Annotated in this window: 19 protein-coding genes and 1 tRNA gene; 2 read left to right on the forward strand and 18 right to left on the reverse strand. The window is 56.6% G+C overall.

Annotated features, from left to right (window positions below; all coding sequences use genetic code 11):
• Window positions 1-30: 30 nt before the first annotated feature.
• The 8 genes from M8318_RS12310 to M8318_RS12345 all read right to left on the reverse strand — a co-directional run bounded on the left by M8318_RS12310 (window position 31) and on the right by M8318_RS12345 (window position 8,953).
• Window positions 31-807: an ABC transporter ATP-binding protein gene (locus M8318_RS12310; RefSeq protein WP_262662890.1), complete on the reverse strand. Its 777-nt coding sequence runs from the start codon at window positions 805-807 to the stop codon at window positions 31-33.
• A complete protein-coding gene (locus M8318_RS12315; RefSeq protein ID WP_262662891.1) occupies window positions 807-1,577 on the reverse strand; it encodes an ABC transporter permease in 771 nt (256 codons plus the stop codon). The genes M8318_RS12310 and M8318_RS12315 overlap by 1 nt, the downstream gene beginning before the upstream one ends.
• Window positions 1,574-2,581: a taurine ABC transporter substrate-binding protein gene (locus M8318_RS12320; protein ID WP_262662893.1), complete on the reverse strand. Its 1,008-nt coding sequence runs from the start codon at window positions 2,579-2,581 to the stop codon at window positions 1,574-1,576. The genes M8318_RS12315 and M8318_RS12320 overlap by 4 nt, the downstream gene beginning before the upstream one ends.
• Before the next feature lie 39 nt (window positions 2,582-2,620).
• Window positions 2,621-3,328, reverse strand: a complete 708-nt coding sequence (cuyB, locus tag M8318_RS12325) for a cysteate racemase (RefSeq protein ID WP_262662895.1) — start codon at window positions 3,326-3,328, stop codon at window positions 2,621-2,623.
• Window positions 3,321-4,325: a D-cysteate sulfo-lyase gene (gene cuyA / locus M8318_RS12330; RefSeq protein WP_262662896.1), complete on the reverse strand. Its 1,005-nt coding sequence runs from the start codon at window positions 4,323-4,325 to the stop codon at window positions 3,321-3,323. The genes cuyB and cuyA overlap by 8 nt, the downstream gene beginning before the upstream one ends.
• Before the next feature lie 220 nt (window positions 4,326-4,545).
• On the reverse strand, window positions 4,546-6,987 hold the full coding sequence (gene rnr / locus M8318_RS12335; RefSeq protein WP_262662898.1) for a ribonuclease R: 2,442 nt from the start codon (window positions 6,985-6,987) through the stop codon (window positions 4,546-4,548).
• A 38-nt stretch (window positions 6,988-7,025) separates the two neighbouring features.
• Window positions 7,026-7,451, reverse strand: a complete 426-nt coding sequence (gene nsrR, locus M8318_RS12340) for a nitric oxide-sensing transcriptional repressor NsrR (RefSeq protein WP_166181387.1) — start codon at window positions 7,449-7,451, stop codon at window positions 7,026-7,028.
• A gap of 203 nt (window positions 7,452-7,654) precedes the next feature.
• Complete coding sequence (locus tag M8318_RS12345) at window positions 7,655-8,953, reverse strand: adenylosuccinate synthase (protein WP_166181386.1); 1,299 nt, start codon at window positions 8,951-8,953, stop codon at window positions 7,655-7,657.
• A 370-nt stretch (window positions 8,954-9,323) separates the two neighbouring features.
• Here M8318_RS12345 and M8318_RS12350 point away from each other — a divergent pair, with 370 nt between their 5' ends.
• A complete protein-coding gene (locus tag M8318_RS12350) occupies window positions 9,324-9,614 on the forward strand; it encodes a hypothetical protein (protein WP_262662900.1) in 291 nt (96 codons plus the stop codon).
• A gap of 54 nt (window positions 9,615-9,668) precedes the next feature.
• Here the strand turns inward: M8318_RS12350 and hflC are convergent, their stop codons facing one another.
• From hflC to nnr, 9 genes are all read right to left on the reverse strand, one after another.
• Window positions 9,669-10,670, reverse strand: a complete 1,002-nt coding sequence (gene hflC / locus M8318_RS12355; protein WP_262662902.1) for a protease modulator HflC — start codon at window positions 10,668-10,670, stop codon at window positions 9,669-9,671.
• 2 nt (window positions 10,671-10,672) lie between these two features.
• The gene (gene hflK, locus M8318_RS12360) at window positions 10,673-11,929 is read right to left on the reverse strand and encodes an FtsH protease activity modulator HflK (protein WP_262662904.1); all 1,257 of its coding nucleotides are present in this window, start codon (window positions 11,927-11,929) and stop codon (window positions 10,673-10,675) included.
• Window positions 11,930-12,045: 116 nt separating this feature from the next.
• Window positions 12,046-13,326: a ribosome rescue GTPase HflX gene (gene hflX / locus M8318_RS12365; protein WP_106994044.1), complete on the reverse strand. Its 1,281-nt coding sequence runs from the start codon at window positions 13,324-13,326 to the stop codon at window positions 12,046-12,048.
• Between the two features lie 77 nt (window positions 13,327-13,403).
• Window positions 13,404-13,712 carry an RNA chaperone Hfq gene (gene hfq / locus M8318_RS12370; RefSeq protein ID WP_032616179.1) on the reverse strand — a complete coding sequence of 103 codons (309 nt, stop codon included), beginning with the start codon at window positions 13,710-13,712 and terminating at the stop codon, window positions 13,404-13,406.
• A gap of 85 nt (window positions 13,713-13,797) precedes the next feature.
• Window positions 13,798-14,748, reverse strand: coding sequence for a tRNA (adenosine(37)-N6)-dimethylallyltransferase MiaA (gene miaA, locus M8318_RS12375; protein WP_262662905.1), 951 nt, complete (start codon window positions 14,746-14,748; stop codon window positions 13,798-13,800).
• A complete protein-coding gene (gene mutL, locus M8318_RS12380; protein ID WP_262662906.1) occupies window positions 14,741-16,588 on the reverse strand; it encodes a DNA mismatch repair endonuclease MutL in 1,848 nt (615 codons plus the stop codon). Before mutL ends, miaA begins: the two co-directional genes overlap by 8 nt.
• Window positions 16,589-16,597: 9 nt before the next feature.
• Window positions 16,598-17,935 carry an N-acetylmuramoyl-L-alanine amidase AmiB gene (gene amiB / locus M8318_RS12385; RefSeq protein WP_262662907.1) on the reverse strand — a complete coding sequence of 446 codons (1,338 nt, stop codon included), beginning with the start codon at window positions 17,933-17,935 and terminating at the stop codon, window positions 16,598-16,600.
• 16 nt (window positions 17,936-17,951) lie between these two features.
• Window positions 17,952-18,413 carry a tRNA (adenosine(37)-N6)-threonylcarbamoyltransferase complex ATPase subunit type 1 TsaE gene (gene tsaE, locus M8318_RS12390; protein WP_106994040.1) on the reverse strand — a complete coding sequence of 154 codons (462 nt, stop codon included), beginning with the start codon at window positions 18,411-18,413 and terminating at the stop codon, window positions 17,952-17,954.
• Complete coding sequence (nnr, locus tag M8318_RS12395; protein ID WP_262662908.1) at window positions 18,406-19,932, reverse strand: bifunctional ADP-dependent NAD(P)H-hydrate dehydratase/NAD(P)H-hydrate epimerase; 1,527 nt, start codon at window positions 19,930-19,932, stop codon at window positions 18,406-18,408. Before nnr ends, tsaE begins: the two co-directional genes overlap by 8 nt.
• On the opposite strand from nnr, the gene queG reads away from it, so the two are divergent.
• The gene (queG, locus tag M8318_RS12400; RefSeq protein WP_262662909.1) at window positions 19,931-21,070 is read left to right on the forward strand and encodes a tRNA epoxyqueuosine(34) reductase QueG; all 1,140 of its coding nucleotides are present in this window, start codon (window positions 19,931-19,933) and stop codon (window positions 21,068-21,070) included. The genes nnr and queG overlap by 2 nt on opposite strands.
• A gap of 271 nt (window positions 21,071-21,341) precedes the next feature.
• Here the strand turns inward: queG and M8318_RS12405 are convergent.
• Window positions 21,342-21,417, reverse strand: a tRNA-Gly gene (locus M8318_RS12405).
• Window positions 21,418-21,421 lie beyond the last annotated feature (4 nt).

The raw sequence follows: 21,421 nt of genomic DNA on the forward strand, positions 1-21,421 counted from the left end.
TTGATTCATTCCCGACACCGGGAACTGTGTTTAACCTAAATGCCGCTTTGCCTCCTGGCGCACCCGGTGCAGGACGTGATGCTTGATCTCGCTGTAGCGCGGGTGCCCGGCAAGGGTTTCGATGTCGCGTTCACGCCCGAACGGCAGGACGATCTCTTCGACGATTTTTCCAGGTTTTGCCGACATGATCAGGATCCGATCGGCGAGGAACAGCGCCTCGTCCACATCGTGGGTGACAAACAGCAGCGTGGTGCCGGTGGACAGCCAGGCCTCACGCAGCAGCTCCTGCATCATCAGCCGGGTTTGCGCATCCAGCGCGCCAAAAGGCTCATCCAGCAACAGCACTTCCGGCTCCGGCAGCCAGGCGCGGGCCAGCGCCACGCGCTGCTTCATGCCGCCGGACAGTTGCCAGGGAGCGTGATGCTCAAACCCTTTCAGCCCCACGCGCTCCAGCCAGTCCTGCGCCTGGGCGTTGGTCTCATCCTTGCGGTGTTTGCCGAGGCGTGGGCCAAAAGTGACGTTATCCAGCACCGACAGCCACGGGAACAGATTCGGCTGCTGGAAGATCATCCCGCGGTCGGGGCCCGGCTCGCGCACCGATTTCCCACCCGCCACCACCCGTCCGCGATCCGGCTTATTGAAGCCGGCCACCAGGTTCAGAATGGTAGATTTACCGCAGCCGGACGGCCCCAGCAGCACCACGAACTCCCCCTTGCTGAGGGAGAGATTGATATCCTCCAGCACCCTGAAGGGCTGCGGTTTCGCCGCAAAGGAGAGCGAAACATTTTCCAGCGTGATAGCACTCATTATTCTTTCCCCGCCCAGGGCACAATTAGCCGCTGCAGCCCCAGCAGTAAGAGATCCAGAACGTAGCCAATGCCGCCCAGCAGCAGAATGCCGAGCATGACGATATCGGTACGCAGATAGGAGCTGGCGTTGATCACCATCCAGCCGAGGCCAGAGCTGGCCGCCACCATCTCCGCCGCAATCAGCGACGTCCAGCCAATACCAATCGACAGCCTGACGGTGGTGAAGAGGTCCGGGAGCGCATCCGGCAGCACCACGCGCAGGAAGATCTGCTGACGCGAGGCACCCAGGGTTTGCGCCACGCGGATGCGCGAGCGGCCAATGCGATCCACCGCCGCGGCGGCACCCACCACCACACTCAGGAAAGTGGCGATAAAGATCAGGAAGAATTTCGAGGCTTCGCCAATGCCCAGCCACACCACCGCCAGCGGGATCAGCGCGATTTTGGGCAGCGGGCGGAGGAACTGAACGAACGGATTGAGCACGGCGGCGAGGCCGTCCGACAGCCCCATCAGCAGCCCCAGCGGAATACCAATGGCGATCGCCACGGCAAAGGCGCTAAGCGCACGCGCCAGGCTGACCGCGATATGCTCCCACAGCGGCACCTGACGATAGCCATCGGCCAGCAGCTCTTCCGTGGTCAGACCGATATCGGTGAGCGAGGGCAGCAGCAGGGGATCCACCCACTGCCGCATGGCCGCCACCTGCCAGACAATAAAGAAAACCGCCACCGACAGGACGCTGATAGCGATATGGTGACTCAATCTCATTGCGCTGCTACCGCCGCGTCGCGAATGTAGCGTGACTCAATCGCCGTATCCCAGTTGGCCGGGATATCGCGTTTGCGGATCTCACCGATGCCCGCCAGGAAGCTGGAGGTTTTGGTCAGCGCTTTGCCAATGCCGCTGTCGGTGGTTTGCGTGCCGTTACCCAGCCAGTCTGCGGTGCCCTGCTGCGCCAGCGTCGGGTACTCCAGGCCGCCGAGGGTATTGGCGGCGGTGGTCACGGGTGCCCCCACTTCTTTGGCGACAATCGCCGCGGCGCGGTCCGGGTCTTTCTTAAACTCGTCGACTTTTTGCTGATGCACGCGCAGGAAAGCGGTCACCGCCTGCGGATACTGCTCGGCAAAGGCCTTGCGCACCACGTAGTTGTTGTAGATCAGATAGCCATCTTTCTGCAGATCTTTGGTGGCAAAAACCTGATGCCCGCCGGAGGACTCCAGCTCCTGCGCAAACGGTGCCCAGACATAGCCCGCATCAATATCACCCCGTTTCCAGGCGGCGACCATCTCTGCCGGACGCAGCGGCAGCAGGGTAATCTTGCTGCGGTCGAGTTTGTTGACGCTGATCGCCGCTTCCAGCGCATACTGCGCGGTCGAGTTCGGCGGGTAGGCCACGCGTTTCCCTTCGATATCCTTGATGCTGGCAATACCGTCTTTGCCGATCAACCGCTCATAGCTGGCAATGACGCCAGAAACGCCGATAATTTCTACCGGCAGCTTTCTGACAATTCCTGCCGTGGCCGGACTTGATCCAAAGTTGGCAATATCAATGGCATTACTGGCGAAATAATTTAATGCGTCGGCACCGGAGGCAAATTGCACCCACTTCACCTTGCTGTTTAACGCCTTATCCAGCGAACCGTCGGCTTTTGCCAGCATTAATACCTGGGAACCGCCGCTGAATGCCACGCGAACTTCAGCAGGCGCGTCGGCATAACTGAAATTTGCCCACAAACCACCCGCTGCAATTAATAAGCAGAGACTTTTCTTCATTTTATTTTCCTGTGAAATAGTAAGGTTTAATGGTGGTAATTAATTCGCTTGCCATAACTGCGAACATCGCTCCGCCAGCGCCTGCGCCGGATCGAAGGTTAAATGCAGAAAAGGCGCGTCAACGGCCTGGAGCGCAACCGGCACTTCGGTGCAGGCCAGAATCAACTTTTGCGCCCCGCGTGCGAACAGCGCCAGAGCCTGTTGGGCCAAGAGTTCGCCCCCTTCCTTAAGCGCCCCGCGTTTTACCGCGTAGCAGCCCGGCACAAACCACTGCGTTAATTCTTCGGGCGTCGGTTCAACCACCTCAATGCCCTGGGCCGCCAGTTTTTGCTGATACCAGCCGGCGTCCAGCGTGCCTTTGGTGGCGATAATTCCTACCCGCTGCGGCGTATTCGCTTCCTGTTCCAGCGCGGCCAGCGTGGCATCCACAATATGCAAAATGGGGGCGGCACTCGCCTCGCTGAGCGCCTCATACCAGTGGTGCGCGGTGTTGCAGGGGATGGCGATATGGCTCGCCCCCGCCTGGTTCAGCACCCGAATGCCGTGAATGAGCTGCGGCAGCGGTGAAGGACCGGTGCCCGCCAGCGCTTTTTGCCGATCGGCGATTTGCGGCACGTTCCAGACCACAGAGGGCAGCTGCTGCTGATCGCTCTGGGCGGGCGTGGCCTCCAGCAGTTGGCGCTGAAAGTCGAGCGTCGCCAGCGGACCCATGCCCCCCAGCACGCCGAGCAGAAACGGCTCAGACATGCTCAAGTACCTGACGATAACCAAACAGCCCTGCCGCGCCGCCGGTGTGGATAAAGACCACGTTCTCATCCTGACGGAAATGGCCTTTACGAATCAGGTCGATCAGCCCCGCCATCCCTTTCGCAGAATAGACGGGGTCGAGCAGAATGCCCTCGTGGCGCGCCAGCAGCGTCAGCGCTTCCAGGGTGCCTTCGGTCGGTAAGCCGTAGCCATCCCCGACGTAGTCGCTGTTGGCGACGACCGCATGGCGCGACAGCTCGCCCGGCACACCCAGCAGCTCAAGGGTGCGGGAGGCCAGGTTCCAGACGTTCTCTTCCTGCTTCGCTTTAGGTGCCCGCACGCTGATACCCAGCACGGGCACGTGACTGTTGGTGGCCGTGAAGCCCGCCACCAATCCCGCCTGGGTGCCGGTACTGCCGGTAGCGTGCACCACATGGTCGATGCGAAGACGACGCTCGGACGACTGATACAGCAGCTCCTCGGCGCAGGCCACGTAACCCAGCGCCCCGATGGGATTGGAGCCGCCGCCGGGGATGACGTAAGGGTTATGCCCCTTCTCGCGCAGGGTGGCCGCGTACTCTTCCATTGCCTGCTGCATGTCTGTGCCGGCAGGCAGGTGGGCAACGATTTCACCGCCCAGGATATGATCCAGCAGAACGTTACCCGAACGTTGGTAATCTTCACCAAAATCCGTCACCCGCTTTTCAAGCAGGGCCTTGGCCTGTAACCCCAGACGCGCGGCACCGGCGATGGTCTGACGTACATGGTTAGACTGGGTGGCGCCCTGGGTAACAATGACGTCGGCTTTTTTCGCCACGGCATCGGCCAGCAGAAATTCAAGTTTGCGCGTTTTATTTCCACCCGTTGCCAGGCCGGTAGCATCGTCTCGCTTAATCCATATTTTTGGCCCACCTAATAAGCGGGATATATTTTCCAGCGGTTCGAGTGGCGTAGGAAAATGACCGAGAGAGACGCGAGGGAAACGAGCCAGATGCATATATACTCCTTGCAAAGCAGGAAATGAATTCATTTAAAAGTCAGTGGAATTCACTATACACATCGCCCTGAGATGGCTAATCAAAAATAATAAATAACGATTTCTGAAAAATAACTAAGCAGGAAATAAAGGGGGAGCGGGGAAATATCTATTCTGTTGTGGAATGACTTACGGCTAAAAAGAATAACCCCTTCCGGCTGGAAGGGGTTAGAGGACGGTATTACTCAGCGCTGTTTTTCTTCGCTGCGCGCTTCGCTTTGGTCGCGGCAGCGATTTTCTGGGTTTTGTCCGACGGCTTTTTCGCTGCTCTGCCTTCTTTCTTCGCGGCCTTCGGCTTCTGTTTTTTCTCGCCACGGAAGGCGCTGTCCGGCTCGAAGTTTACCTTTTTACCGGTCTGACGACGTTTACCGCTGGTTTTACCGGCTGCCCCTTTCTTCGCATTATCGCGCGCGGTTTTACCCACGTTGCGCGGCGCACGTTCGCTGGAGATCAGGCTGAAATCAATCTTGCGCTCGTCCATATTGACCGCTTCAACCTTCACTTCCACGCGATCGCCCAGGCGGTAGGTCTGGCCGCTGGATTCGCCGGTCAGACGCTGTCCAACCTGATCGTAACGGTAGTAGTCGTTATCCAGGGAAGAGACATGCACCAGGCCATCAATAAAGAGTTCATCAAGACGGACAAAGAAGCCAAAACCGGTGACGCTGGCAATCACGCCCTTAAACACGTTCCCGACCTGATCCAGCATGAAGTCACACTTCAGCCAGTCAGCGACGTCACGCGTGGCTTCATCCGCCCGGCGTTCCGCCATCGAACAGTGCTGGCCCAGCTGCAGCATCTCTTCCATCGAGTAGTGATAACCCCCGGTTTCCGTGGTGTTGCCTTTATGACCCTGCTCCTGCGCCAGCAGATACTTAATGGCGCGATGTAGGGAGAGGTCCGGGTAACGACGGATCGGCGAGGTAAAGTGGGCATAAGACTGCAGCGCCAGGCCGAAGTGACCGCGGTTTTCCGGATCGTAAATCGCCTGCTTCATGGAGCGCAGCAGCATGGTTTGCAGCATTTCGGCGTCAGGGCGATCGGCGATGGATTCCAGCAGCTCGGCGTAATCGCGCGGCTCCGGCTTGTTACCGCCCGGCAGTTCAAGGCCCAGCTCCGCCAGTACGGTACGGAACGAGGTAATAGCTTCGGTGGTCGGTTTGTCGTGAATACGGAACAGCGCTGGCTCTTTGGCTTTCTCAACGAAGCGTGCCGCGGAGATGTTAGCCAGGATCATGCACTCTTCAATCAGCTTGTGGGCATCGTTACGCTGGGTCTGTTCGATCCGCTCGATGCGGCGCTCGGCGTTGAAGATGAACTTGGCCTCTTCACTCTCAAATGAGATCCCGCCGCGCTCTTCACGCGCCTGATCCAGCACTTTATAGAGGTTATGCAGCTCTTCAATGTGCTTCACCAGCGGCGCATACTGCTCACGCAGATCCTGGTCACCCTGCAGCATGTGCCACACTTTGGTGTAGGTCAGGCGAGCATGTGAACTCATCACCGCTTCATAGAATTTGTAGCCGGTTAAACGCCCTTTGGTGGAGATGGTCATTTCACACACCATGCACAGACGGTCAACCTGCGGGTTGAGGGAGCACAAACCGTTAGAGAGCACTTCCGGCAGCATCGGCACAACCTGGGACGGGAAGTAGACCGAGGTGCCACGGTTGCGGGCTTCGCCATCCAGCGGAGTACCTGTGCGGACGTAATAGCTCACATCCGCAATGGCCACCCACAGGCGCCAGCCGCCGCCGCGTTTTTTCTCGCAGTAGACGGCGTCATCAAAGTCACGGGCATCTTCGCCATCGATGGTGACCAGCGGCAGGCTACGCAGATCCACACGGCCCGCTTTCGCCGACTCAGGGACCTGCTCTTTCAGGCCTTCAACCTGCTCTTCAACCGCTTTTGGCCAGACGTACGGGATTTCGTGAGTGCGCAGCGCCATGTCCACGGCCATGCCGGTGCCCATGTTATCGCCCAGCACTTCGACAATCTTACCGACCGCTTTGGTACGGCGGGTCGGACGCTGGGTCAGCTCAACGACCACCACAAAGCCCATCCGCGCGCCCATCACCTCTTCCGGTGGAATAAGGATATCAAAGCTCAGACGGCTGTCGTCCGGCACCACAAAACCGACGCCGGCGTCGGTGAAGTAGCGGCCCACGATCTGGCTGGTTTTCGGCACCAGGACACGCACTACACGCGCCTCACGACGACCTTTACGGTCGGCACCCAGCGGCTGGGCCAGGATCTGGTCGCCGTGAATGCACATCTTCATCTGTTCAGAGGAGAGATAGAGATCGTCCTTGCGGCCTTCGACGCGCAGGAAGCCGAAACCATCCCGGTGACCAATCACCATGCCTTTCAGCAGGTCGAGGCGTTCTGGCAGGGCATAGCACTGGCGGCGGGTAAAGACCAGTTGTCCGTCGCGCTCCATGGCGCGCAGACGACGGCGAAGGGCTTCAATTTGCTCTTCGCCTTCAATGTTTAATTCAACGGCAAGTTCTTCACGATTAGCGGGTTTTTCGCGTTTGGTTAAGTGTTCAATGATGAACTCGCGGCTTGGGATAGGATTAGCGTATTTTTCAGCTTCGCGTTCCTGGAAAGGATCGTGTGACATAGCGGTTCCTCCGTTGTCATCTCCGGTGGAAATTTTCTTCATTCCACCAGCAATAATTTATACAGCGGTTGATTCTCTTCAACCAAATCGGCCAGCGTGTAGTTATCCAGCTCCATGAGAAAACTTTGCACGGCCTTAGAAAGCGCCTGTTTCAGACGACAGGCGGGCGTAATGTGGCAGAACGCGCTGCTACAGTTCACCAGAGTTAATGGCTCCAGTTCGCGCACCACATCACCAACACGAATACTCTGTGCCGGTTTACCGAGGCGAATGCCGCCATTTTTCCCGCGGACGGCAGCAACGTATCCAGCACGGCTAAGTTGATTGATTATTTTGACCATATGATTACGGGACACGCCGTACACCTCTGTCACCTCAGAGATACTGGTCATCTTCCCTTCAGGTAACGACGCCATGTAGATCAGCGCGCGTAATCCGTAATCGGTGAAACTTGTTAACTGCACATCAACCTCAGGAAAAGGGTAAATCGCGGTATATCCGCAGAGATATTCACTAATGATGATAAACCAGCCAGATAGTTGGCGGCTAATTTATTTGAACTGAAAGGCGGGAAGGAGAAAGAAAAAGCCGGATGCGCGTTGCTTATCCGGCCTACGATGGGGGTCTGTAGGCCCGGCAAGCGCAGCGCCGCCGGGCAAAACCATCATTATGCGTCGAACGGGTCGCGCAGAATCATCGTTTCACTACGGTCCGGGCCGGTAGAGATAATATCAATCGGCACACCGGTCAGTTCTTCAATACGCTGGATATAATCCAGTGCCGCCTGTGGCAGGCCGCTACGCTCTTTCACGCCGAAGGTGGTTTCAGACCAGCCTGGCATGGTTTCGTAGATCGGCTCAATGCCCTGCCAGTCGTCAGCTGCCAGCGGAGTGGTCGTCACTTCGCGGCCATCTGGCATACGGTAGGCAACACAGATTTTCACTTCTTTCAGGCCGTCCAGGACGTCCAGTTTGGTCAGGCAGAAGCCAGACAGGGAGTTGATCTGCACCGCACGGCGCACAGCAACCGCATCCAGCCAGCCGGTACGACGACGACGACCGGTGGTCGCGCCAAACTCGTTACCCTGCTTGCAGAGGAACTCGCCGGTTTCATCAAACAGCTCGGTCGGGAACGGACCAGCACCCACGCGAGTGGAGTAAGCTTTGATGATACCCAGAACGTAATCCACATAACGTGGGCCCAGGCCAGAGCCGGTTGCCACGCCACCTGCGGTGGTGTTAGAGGAGGTGACGTACGGATAGGTACCGTGGTCGATATCCAGCAGCGTACCCTGCGCACCTTCGAACATGACGAAATCGCCACGCTTGCGCGCCTGGTCCAGCAGATCGGACACATCAACAACCATACCGGTCAGGATGTCGGCAACGGCCATTACATCGTCCAGCACTTTCTGGTAGTCAACCGCGTCAACTTTGTAGAAGTTCACCAGCTGGAAGTTGTGATACTCCATCACTTCTTTCAGTTTTTCAGCAAAGGTAGCTTTGTCGAACAGATCGCCAACGCGCAGACCGCGACGGGCAACTTTATCTTCGTAAGCCGGGCCGATACCACGACCGGTAGTCCCGATCGCTTTCGCGCCACGCGCTTTTTCACGTGCCAGGTCCAGCGCAACGTGGTAGTCGAGGATCAGCGGGCAGGCTTCAGAGAGCAGCAGACGTTCGCGAACCGGGATGCCACGGTCTTCCAGGCCTTTCATCTCTTTCATCAGCGCAGCAGGAGACAGCACAACACCGTTACCGATGATGCTGGTCACATTGTCACGAAGAATGCCTGATGGAATAAGATGGAGGACGGTTTTTTCACCGTTGATTACGAGAGTATGGCCCGCGTTGTGACCACCCTGATAGCGTACAACAAATTTAGCACGTTCAGTCAGAAGATCGACGATCTTCCCTTTACCTTCGTCACCCCATTGGGTGCCCAGTACGACGACGTTGTTACCCATTTTTAAAAATCACCGATTGCTTAAAAATGGATTCTACCATCGGTTTTGATGATGTTCAGCTTTTTTTGTATACAAATTTCGTCGAAATTGCCGGGTTCATCGCCAGTTAATCGATTACCTCAATATCTTGTGTGGCACGCTAGTTTTCATCACAAGAGAGGCACTTTCTGAGCGGTGTTGGCATGTTGAAATAATAACAGCTTTTATTTCATGACCAGGAATTACTACATCCTGTTATTCATCAATGTGATTCCAGATGATGAATTAAAATTCATAATCCTTTGGTATTGCTCAATATTTCAAAAGTTGTCAGGATCTTTTCGCGTCTCAAGAAGGAGACTGCGTAAAATGAATAATTAGGATGATTATTATGAAAGAATTAACAGCGTTTGAAATTGAATGTGTAAGCGGTGCGGGCTGGTTGCAGGATAACCTGGCATCTTTAGGTAGCCAAATCGGCGCGGCAGCATGGTCTAAGAGCAGCGACCTGCTGAACATCGAGGTCCCCCTGATTGGCACCATTAACCTGACCACTATTGCTCCGGATTTGGGCGGCAACGTAGGTAAATCGATCGGCTCTTCCATTGGCGGAACTATCGAATCAGCCCTGGCGGGTCTGCCAGTTGTTGGTGGCCTGCTGAATAAATGGCTGGGCAATTGATGTAAAAAAGGGCGCCTCACCGAGGCGCCCTTTTTATATTTCACGCGATTAAAATCAGCGGCTGGCTGCCGGGGATTTCATATAGCGGAAGAAATCGCTATCCGGGCTAAGTACCATCACATCCTGATTACTCTGGAAGCTGCTTTCATAGGCACGCAGGCTACGGATAAAGGCGTAGAAGTCCGGATCCTGGCTGAACGCGTCGGCGAACAGCTTCGCGGCTTCGGCATCACCTTCACCACGCTGGATACGACCCTGACGCTCAGCTTCTGCCAGCGTTTTAGTCACTTCATAGTCTGCGGTTGCACGCAGCTTCTCAGCCTCTTCCTGACCCTGTGAACGATGGCGACGGGCTACCGCTTCACGCTCAGCGCGCATACGGTTGTAGATCGCTTCGGACACTTCGGTCGGCAGGTTGATCTGCTTAATACGTACGTCAACCACTTCGATACCTAACGCAGCCATACTGTTCGGGTTGACCACCGGCACTTTACCGTTGGTTTCAGCCTGAACACGTTCAGCCGCTTTGGCGATCGCGTCGTCAGCCGCTGGCGTGGTCACTTCATCTTCCGTGCCCGCAGAGCCGGAGTTCAGGGCGTCACGTACTTCCAGGGTCAGACGACCACGGGAGTCGGTAACGATATCTTTCACATCCAGACGACCAATTTCAGAACGCAGACGGTCAGAGAACTTACGTTTCAGCAGCACTTCGGCCTGGGAGACGTCACCGCCGCCGGTCGCCAGGTAGTAACGGCTGAAATCGCTGATACGCCACTTGATGTAAGAGTCGACAATCAGGTCTTTCTTCTCTTTGGTCACGAAGCGATCGGCCTGGTTATCCATGGTCTGGATTCGGGCATCCAGCGTTTTAACCGATTCGATCATCGGGATCTTAAAGTGCAGACCCGGCTCGTAAACCAGCGGTTTGTTTTCGCTGTCACGCAGAACTTTGCCAAAACGCAGGGTAATACCGCGCTCACCCTCTTTAACCACAAAAATAGAGGTATAAAGCACGACCAGCACGATGATGATGATCGCAATAACTGACTTACGCATCGTTATTCCCCCTGACGCTGGTTGTCGTTACGCTGCGCGTTGGCGCGGCGTTGGTCCATGATGTCACCATCGCTTGAAGAAGAGGTGGTATTGGCTCTGGTGTTGCCGGTCGACGCTGGCGGCAGACGTAACAGCTCATTCGCTCCGCTGTTATTGGCCTTTGCACCACTCGCATTTCCGCCTTTCAGCATCTGATCCAGCGGCAGAACCATCAGGTTGCCATTTTTGGTGTCATTCACCAGCACCTTACGGGTGTGGCTCAGCACTTTTTCCATGGTCTCGATATAGAGACGCTCACGGGTAATTTCCGGTGCGGCTTTATATTCAGGCAGCAGTCTTGCAAAACGCGCCACTTCACCCTGAGCTTCGAGAACGGTCTGAGTCTTATAGGCACGCGCTTCTTCGAGAATACGCTGTGCCTGACCGTTTGCACGCGGCTGAACTTCGTTGATGTACGCTTCCGCTTCACGGATGTACTGCTGTTCGTTTTCACGGGCAGCAATCGCATCATCAAACGCCGCTTTCACCTCTTCCGGCGGACGAGCAGCCTGGAAGTTGACGTCCAGCAGGGTAATACCCATGTTGTACGGACGAATGGTCTCTTCCAGCTCACGCTGGGTATCGCTACGAATAACGGTACGACCTTCGGTCAGAATGCGGTCCATGGTGTATTTGCCGATTACGCCGCGCAGGGCGCTGTCGGTAGCCTGACGCAGACTGTCGTCCGCGCTGGTCACGCTAAACAGGTAGTGCTGCGGATCGGTGACACGGTACTGCACGTTCATCTCAACGCGGACGACGTTCTCATCGGACGTCAGCATTACGCCGGACGCCGCCAGTTCACGTACCGACTCAACGTTAACGGCGCGCACGTTATCAACGAAGGTAGGTTTCCAGTTCAGGCCGGGCTCAACCAGATGGCTGAACTTACCAAAACGGGTGACAACACCGCGCTCGGCTTCTTTGATGGTGTAGAACCCGCTGGCAGCCCAGATAATTACCGCTGCAGCCGCAACAATAGTCACCACGCGACCGCCCATATGAGGGCGAGGACCCTGGCCAGTACCGCCGCCAGTGCCTTTACCACCGCCAAGACCGCCCAGCTTTTTACTCAGCTTGCGGAAGATATCATCCAGATCGGGTGGCCCCTGCTCGCGACCACCTTTGTTGCCATTTCCCCCGGAGTTGCCGCCTTGATTATTGCTGCTCCCCCACGGGTCGCGGTCTTGTCCGTTATTACCGGGCTGATTCCACGCCATGTATGTGCTCCATATTTGTTATGCGGTGATATACCTTCAAACGCTTGGCATGCCGGAGCATCCATTGCGATTCGGGTATCCCAAAGGGCAAAAACCTTCAGGCATCTCCTATCCGGTCAGACGACGTAGTCGACCAGCGCAGGTTCTTGTTTACAGAGGCGACGCCAGTCAACGATCGGCATACGCACTTGCAACCCCACGCTGCCGTCATCCTCCATCCACTCTTTTTCTATCGCCTGAAGCTGATAAAAACGGCTGCGCAGTCGGCCTTCCTCGGGGGGTAGACGCAGCGTGTGCTGAGCCACTTCACCGGAAAGACGTTCTGTTAAGGCCTGGAAAAGCAGTGGTACACCAACACCGGTCTGGGCAGAAAGCCAGACCCGAATCGGTATGTTCTCTTCATCTCTGTCGATACGCGGCTCAAAGCCATCCAGCATATCGATTTTGTTCATCACCAGCAGCGTCGGGATCTCGTGCGCATCAATCTCTTCCAGCACGATATTCACTGCATCGATGTTTTCCTGCAGGCGGACATCCGCAGCGTCAATGACATGCAACAGCAACGTCGCCTGACGAGTCTCCTGCAGGGTGGCTTTAAACGCGGCCACCAGATCGTGCGGCAGATGACGGATAAACCCAACGGTATCCGCCAGCACGGTTTCACCGACGTCTGTCACATCAATACGGCGCAGCGTCGGATCCAGGGTCGCAAACAGCTGGTCTGCGGCATACACCTGGGCCTCAGTGATCTGGTTAAACAGGGTGGATTTACCGGCGTTGGTATAACCGACCAGCGACACCGTTGGAATGTCTGCTTTCTGTCGGGAGCGGCGCCCCTGCTCACGTTGCTTCTCAACTTTTTCAAGTCGTGAGAGGATCTGGGTTATACGGCCACGCAGCAAGCGACGGTCGGTTTCGAGCTGGGTTTCACCCGGGCCACGCAAACCAATCCCGCCTTTCTGTCTTTCAAGGTGTGTCCAGCCGCGCACCAGGCGCGTTGCCAGATGGCGCAACTGCGCCAGCTCGACCTGCAGTTTCCCTTCATGGGTACGTGCACGTTGAGCAAAAATGTCCAGAATCAAACCCGTTCGATCGATAACGCGACATTCGCACAGACGTTCCAGGTTGCGTTCCTGGGCCGGTGTCAGGGCGTGATCAAAAAGCACGACTGAAGCGCCAGTCGCTTTAACGGCATCCGCAATCTCTACTGCTTTACCTTCACCAACAAAATACTTTGGGTGCGGCGCTTTACGGCTACCGGTAATCACCTGCATTGCTTCGACACCGGCGGAAGAGACCAGAGCTTCAAACTCCTGGAGATCTTCCATATCTTTGTCTTGCGAAAAATAGATGTGTACCAGCACCGCCTGCTCACCGGCATCATAACGGTCAAACAAGCGTAAACCTCTCAAAAAAGATCAGCGGGGAACGCAGAAAACCTGGCTCCCCGATATGGAAATAACAGCCAGTAACCTTATTCGGTTTCTTCACTGTCCTGCGCAGGCGCAGAAGAACCCTGCGCGTTGCTGCCATGATGGTAGTTACTGGAACCGCCGCCAGCGTTATTGCTGTGATGAGATACCGGGCGAGACGGAACAACAGTAGAAATCGCGTGCTTGTAGACCATCTGGCTGACCGTGTTTTTCAACAGGATCACGAACTGATCGAAAGACTCAATTTGACCTTGCAGCTTAATACCATTCACCAAATAAATAGAAACTGGAACACGTTCACGACGCAGTGCGTTCAAGAACGGATCTTGTAAAGATTGCCCCTTAGCCATTCTATCTTTTCCTTATATGCTTGTTTTGTACTTAGAACCTTGCGATTCTGAAAAATTGCGCACGATACGGCTTAATTGTACACATTCAGTCTGCGATATCACCAACAACCTGTAACACATCGTTGTACGCCTGTTGCGGTTTTTCACTGTCTAACCAGTGAATACCGTCCCAACCGCGCAACCAGGTCATCTGGCGCTTCGCCAACTGTCTCGTGGCGCAAATACCTCGATAAACCATTTCATCATGTGAAATTTCACCTTCAATGTATGACCACATCTGGCGATAACCCACACAACGAATGGAAGGCATGTCCGTATGCAAATCTCCACGGGCAAAAAGCGCCCGCACTTCTGCTTCAAAACCTGAAGCTAACATCTGATGAAAACGCTGCTCAATTCGCTGATGGAGCAGTTCACGGCTCGCCGGGGCGATGGCGAACTGATGCACCTGATACGGCAGAGCCTCTCCTGACGTTTGCGTCAGTTCCGTTAAAGTTTTACCCGAAATGAAAAAAACTTCCAGTGCCCGGGAAAGCCTTTGCGGATCATTTGGATGAATACGTGCTGCGGCAACCGGATCGATCTCAGCCAGTTGCTCATGCAATGCACCCCATCCCTGCTCTGCCGCCTGTTGCTCAATCTTTGCTCTTACCGCAGGATCTGCCGATGGCAACGGCGACAACCCTTCCAGTAAGGCCTTGAAATAGAGCATGGTTCCACCCACCAACAGGGGAATACGCCCTGCTGCGGTGATCTCTGCCATCTGCGCCAGCGCATCGCGGCGGAAGTCTGCCGCCGAATAGGCCTGCGCCGGGTCAAGAATATCCAGTAATCGGTGCGGCGCCGCGCGTAATTCTTCCGCGCCAGGCTTGGCCGTACCGATATCCATCCCCTGATAAATAAGGGCGGAATCGACGCTAATCAACTCTACTGGCAAAACTTTACGTAACTCAATGGCTAACGCAGTTTTACCGGAGGCCGTTGGCCCCATCAAAAATATCGCCTTAGGCAGGCTGGTATTACTCAAATCACTCATTTTTCAGGGCGTTCTTAGCCGGTTGTAGATCTACAGGTTGTAATAAACCACCCGGCGGCGCTTTCACCAGCTGCGGGCAGAGGCGTTCGACCTCCGCCAGCACCGTGATCGCCTGCGCCATACTCCACGTCGAATGTTCGCTGGCCAACTGGCGGGCGATCCACTGCGCGGTGTTGGCGGCATCAAACGTCGTTTGTTGCGCCAGGTAGCCTATCAGTTCAGGAATCAAGTTTTGTAAATTTTGTTGGCGTAAGGGTAAAGGCACCGCCCGAAGCGTGACATGGTGCGCTTCGGTCACTACCTCGATGCCCATTTCTGCCAGCGCGGTTTGATACCGCTGGATGATCTGCGTCTCTTGCGCCGAGATTTTTATCCGTACCGGGATCAGCAGCGGCTGGGCGCAGGCCTGCTGTGGACCAGGTGCAAGCTGCGCCTGTTTTAACCAGCGCTCGGCCACCGGCAGAGACAACAGCGCCAACTGGCCATCACGCTCCAGCAGGGCCGCATCCGGCGCTACGATGGTCAGCACCCGGCCAAAATTCTGGCTATGCCCCACCAGCGTAGAGGGCGCAGGCGCGATATCTGTTGTTTTCTGTGCAGGGGCCGGGGTATCAAGCAAGGTGCGATAGACCGCGCCCGCCTGCTTCTGGTAGCCCGGCTGGACATGGGGATAGCTGGCACCCGATGTCCGGGAAGCTGAGCCGCCGGATGCAAAGCGCGGGGCAGCAGGTTCACGGGCGACAGCCGGTTCAGCAAACTGGTTTTTGCCCGCCGCAACGCGATTTTCCGGAATCGGACGCGGCGCAGGCTCCACATTACTCAACGGCAGGGTCGGGTCGGCCTGCTGCTGTAATACGCTCAGCACACCCTGGTAGATAAAGTCATGCACCAGCCGCGACTGGTGAAAACGCACTTCATGCTTCGCCGGATGAACATTCACATCCACCTGATGCGGGTCGATCTCGAGATACAGCACGAAAGCGGGCTGCTCGCCGGCACCGAGTTTATCTTCGCAGGCCTGGCGGATGGCATGGTTGATCAGGCGGTCACGCATCATGCGTCCGTTGACGTAGCAATACTGGATCTCCGCAAACGCCGCGCTGCTGGCTTTTGGATCGGCCACCCAGCCGCGTAGGGTCAGATCGCCATGCTGCCACTCAATGGCCAACGCCTGTTCCAGAAACGGCGTACCGCAGATAGTGCCCAGCCGGCGCTCTTTCTGCCCGCCCTGCGCCACGGCGCGGTACTGACGCATCATCTTGCCATTATGGCTCAGGTTGATGGTGACATCGAAACGCGCCAGCGCGATGCGGCGAATAATCTCGTCGATATGACCGAATTCGGTTTTCTCGGTGCGCATAAACTTGCGCCGTGCGGGGGTGTTGTAGAACAGATCCAGCACTTCCAGCGTGGTGCCCACCGGATGGGCGGCAGGTTTGACCGTCACGTCCATATCCCGGCCTTCAGCGTAGGCCTGCCAGGCTTCCGGCTGTTCTGCCGTGCGGGAGGTGAGCGTTAAGCGGGAGACGGAGCTGATACTGGCCAGCGCTTCGCCGCGAAAACCGAGGCTGATAATGGCTTCGAGGTCGTCGAGGGAGGCGATTTTGCTGGTAGCGTGACGGGCCAGCGCCAGGGCCAGCTCCTCTTTTTTGATGCCGCAGCCGTTATCACGGATGCGGATGAGTTTCGCGCCGCCGCGTTCAATATCAATGTCGATGCGGGTCGCACCCGCATCAAGACTGTTTTCCACCAGCTCTTTCACGACCGACGCAGGGCGTTCTACCACCTCACCGGCGGCGATTTGGTTCGCAAGCTGCGGCGGCAGAACCTGAATCGGCATGAAATCTCCTTAGTTGGTCGAGGTCGACTCGCCCGGTAATACGGCGCTGGCGGTCTGCCCCGCGCCACCCTGCGGTGCAGACTGGAGCGGATGCGAATCAAAATACTTGCGCAGGCCTTTATAAATCGCCTCGGCAATCTGCTGCTGGTAGCTGTCGCTGCCCAGCAGGCGCTCTTCACCGTGATTACTGATAAAGCCCGTTTCCACCAGAATGGACGGGATATCCGGCGAACGCAGCACGCCCAGGCTGGCATGTTCCGGGCGGCGTTTGTGCAGAGAACCGACACTTTGCAGCTGATTCAGGACGTTAGTCGCCACATCATACCCGACACGCTGGGAATGGCCGAACTGTAAATCCAGTACCGCCTGGCTCAGGTAGGGATCCGACTGGCTATTCGCCAGTACGTCGCCTGCCCCGCCTAACAGCTCGGATTGCTTTTCATGTTCCTCAAGCCAGTTTGCCATTTCGCTGTTAGCACGACGGTTGGAAAGCACCCATACGGAGGCTCCCGTCGCGTTGCGGTTGGGAGCCGCATCGGCATGCACAGAGACGAGGAAGTTAGCGTTCTGCTGGCGCGCCACGTCAGACCGGCCCATGACCGAGATAAAATAATCGCCGTCGCGGGTTAACACGCCTTTAAACATCGGGTCGTCATTCAGCAAGGTCCGCAGCTTACGGGCGATGGCGATGGTCACGTTCTTCTCACGCGTCCCGCCCGGCCCGATGGCGCCAGGATCATCGCCACCGTGTCCGGCATCAATCGCAATAATGACTTTGTCGCCGGTTGTCTGGCGCGCCTGGGCTGCCGGACGCGTCACCGTGTTGCTGCTGGTAACGCTGGTAATCCGATCGCTGCCGGTTTTAAACGGATTGCGGGCCGGCTCTGACGGGCGTGGTGCAACGACCGGTGCTTCCACCCGCTTCGCTATTACCGGCGGTGGAGGCGGCGGAGGCGGCGGTGCATCGGCATTGATGGTGAAGATCACCATATAGTTGGCGCCGTTCTGCTGCTTTACCGCCCGGGTCTTGCCGTTCTGCGTTAAATCGACCACCAGACGCAGGGACTGATCGTCTTTCGGCGTACCGGAACGAATGCGGTGCACCAGGTTATTGCCGCTGAACTGCAGCGGTAACCCTTTGATGACGCCGGTCTGTTTAATATCCAGCGCGACGCTGCGCTTATCGTCCTGCGAAAACGCATACTCTGGATCGCCCATAAAACTGAAGGTGATCCTGGCCTGATTGTCGCCGTTTGACACCTGGATATCGGACAGCGTTGCCGCCCCGGCCTGGGCACAAAACAGCACCGTTGCAGCCATCAACCAACTTTTAACGCGATTAATCATCCCGTTATCTCTTCTTTTAACCGGCTAACCGCGCCAGTATGGAGTTACCTGATGCGGAGACAGCAGTGACGCGGGCTTCACGCCCTTGCGCCTGATACTCCAGGTGAATTTCAACATCCGGGTCAGGCAAGACGCCTGTTCCCTGCTGCGGCCACTCTACGAGGCAGATAGCATCGTTGGCGAAATAGTCACGGATCCCCATAAATTCCAACTCTTCAGGGTCGGCTAGGCGATAGAGATCGAAGTGGTACACCATCAGGTTGTCGAGGGTGTAGGGCTCAACCAGCGTATAGGTCGGGCTTTTCACGTTTCCCTGATGCCCCAGCGCCTGTAAGAAGCCCCGGCTAAAGGTGGTCTTACCCGCGCCAAGGTCGCCATACAAATAAATGACGGTTGCGCCCTCGCAGGCCTGCGCCACGCGCTGGCCGAGATCTAAAGTTGCCTGTTCGTCGGGTAAAGGGATCACTCGATTAATCATTTTCTACGTCAATTATTTCCGGGTTAACAACACGCCGCAGCGTGTCAAAAAGATCGGTTGCCAGCATACCGCGCGTGCCATACTGGTCAGCCAGCCGATCGGCGGCTGCACCGTGGGCGACGCAGCCTGCGCAGGCGGCATCATAAAGCGCCAGTTTCTGTCCGAGCAACGCCCCGATAATACCGGAAAGCACATCGCCCATACCGCCGCTCGCCATGCCGGCATTGCCGACATCAATGATACCTGCAAAGCCGCCCTCGCTGGCGACGATGGTGCCAGCGCCTTTCAGCACCACCACACCACCGTAACGTTTTACCAGACGCTGGGCAGAATGTAAGCGATCGCTTTCAATTTCTGCAACGCTGCAGTTAAGCAGACGCGCGGCCTCACCGGGGTGCGGCGTCAGGATGCGATTGTGACGTTTATCCGGGTTGATTGCCAGAAGGTTCAGCGCATCAGCGTCCCACAGCATGGCGTGCCGAAAGCTCTCAACCATGCGTAACGCCTCTTTACCCCATGGCTCCTGACCCAGACCGGGGCCAATCACCACCACATCGGCCCACTGCAGGCTCTCTTCCAGCGCCTCGGCTGTCAGTTCGTGCACCATCAGTTCAGGCCGGGCGGTGACGATCGGGGCAATATTTTCGCGACGGGTCAGGACGCGCACCAGCCCCGCCCCCGTCCGTAACGCCGCTTCGCCGGTCATGCGAATAGCACCTGCGGTGCCGTGGTCGCCGCCGATAATGACCAGACGCCCGTGATCGCCTTTATGCGAGGTGGGACGACGCGGCGGAAGCCAGTTTGCCAACTGCGCGGCGTCAAAGCGGCTAATGGCTGTCTCTTGCCCGGCGAGCCAGCCCTCCAGCCCGAGGGCGTTATGGTGCAACGCCCCGACGACATCACGTGCTTTCCCGGTCAGCAGACCGGGTTTAAGGGCGATAAAGGTCACCGTATGGTCGGCGTGGATCACTTCTCCGGGCGTGGTGCCCGTCTGCGCGTTCAGTCCGGAGGGGACATCCAGCGCAACGACGGGGGCCGGATGCTGGTTGGCCTGCGTGATTAATCTGGCAACCTGATTGCGTGGCGCGCTGCGTAAACCGGTTCCCAGCAGACCATCGACAATCAGATCGACGCCTTCGGGCCAGACCGACTCCGCGGCATGGATAACGCCTGCCGCCTCCAGCCAGGTTTCCCGCGCTTTTGTCGCCTCTTCGGGGAGGGGTTTATCGCTCTCCAGCGCCAGCAGCGTGACGGTAATGCCTGCGGCGAGCGCCAGTCGGGCAACCACATAGCCATCGCCGCCGTTGTTGCCATGACCGCACAGGATCAACCAGTGTCTGCTCTGCGGGTAAGCCGTGCGGGCAACGGCAAAAGCCGCCTCGCCTGCGCGCTGCATCAGCTCATAAAGGGTCATACCGATGCTGTCTGCCGCCTCTTTTTCAATGCGACGTAGCGCCTCTGCGGGCCAGACAGAATGTGGTATACTTGCGGGGTTTTTCTTCACAGTATGGTCCGTCATGTCACAGCCCCTCGATCTCAATCAGTTAGCGCAAAACATTAAACAGTGGGGCGCTGAGCTTGGTTTTCAACACGTGGGTATCACCGATACCGATCTCTCTGCCAGTGAGCCAAAACTCCAGGCATGGCTGGATAATCAATACCACGGCGAAATGGAGTGGATGGCGCGTCACGGCATGATGCGCGCCCGTCCGCATGAACTGTTGCCGGGGACCCTGCGCGTGATCAGCGTGCGTATGAATTATCTTCCCGCCCGGGCAGCCTTTGCCAGTACGCTGAAAGACCCCACGCTGGGGTACGTCAGCCGTTATGCCCTCGGACGTGATTATCATAAACTGCTGCGTAACCGACTCAAAAAGCTCGGGGAAATGATCCAACAGCAGTGCGCCACGCTGAATTTTAGACCCTTTGTCGATTCCGCGCCTGTTCTTGAACGCCCGCTGGCTGAAAAAGCAGGGCTTGGCTGGACAGGTAAGCACTCACTTATCCTCAGCCGCGATGCTGGCTCCTTCTTTTTCCTCGGTGAACTGCTGATTGATCTCCCTTTACCGGTGGATAAACCGGTCGAAGACGGCTGCGGACGCTGTGTGGCCTGCATGACCATCTGCCCCACCGGGGCCATCGTTGAGCCTTACACCGTCGATGCCCGCCGCTGCATCTCCTACCTGACGATCGAACTTGAAGGGGCCATCCCGGAAGAGTTTCGGCCGTTAATTGGCAACCGCATATACGGCTGCGATGACTGCCAGTTGATTTGTCCGTGGAACCGTTATTCACAGTTAACGGAAGAGGACGACTTCAGCCCGCGTAAAGCCCTGCATGCGCCACCGCTTCTGGAGCTATTTGCCTGGAGCGAAGCCTGGTTTCTGAAGGTGACGGAGGGATCGGCTATTCGCCGCATCGGACATCTGCGCTGGCTGCGAAATATTGCGGTCGCGCTGGGAAATGCCCCCTGGGACGAAGCCAATATTCAGGCCCTGGAAACTCGCAGAGGTGAGCACCCACTTCTTGATGAACACATAGAGTGGGCGGTTGCGCAGCAAATCGCCAAACGAAACGCCTGCGTTGTAGAGGTACAATTACCGCAGAAAATCAGGCTGGTACGGGTGATCGAAAAAGGGCTACCACGCGATGCATGATGTTTCCACAGGCTGTGAATAAAATTTAAAAGCCAGAGTTAGTCCGGGCCCGGCTACAGGTCAAGTGATCGGCTTAACATTTTGAAATGAAATTTTCTTTATTATTTTCAACAGATTATAAAGTTACTATTCATCAGGCGAAGTATTTGGCTATTCGCTGAAAAATGGCAAAGCTGTGGATAAGTCTGTTAAGAAGAGTTTGTCAGAAATGAAACAAATCATCCCCGGCGGGGCTTGCCGCTGTGGATATCTGGAAGAGGAGTAAAAAATTTGGAGCGGGAAACGAGACTCGAACTCGCGACCCCGACCTTGGCAAGGTCGTGCTCTACCAACTGAGCTATTCCCGCTTGG

This window comes from Leclercia tamurae (genome assembly GCF_025566055.1).
Classification (GTDB): domain Bacteria; phylum Pseudomonadota; class Gammaproteobacteria; order Enterobacterales; family Enterobacteriaceae; genus Enterobacter; species Enterobacter tamurae.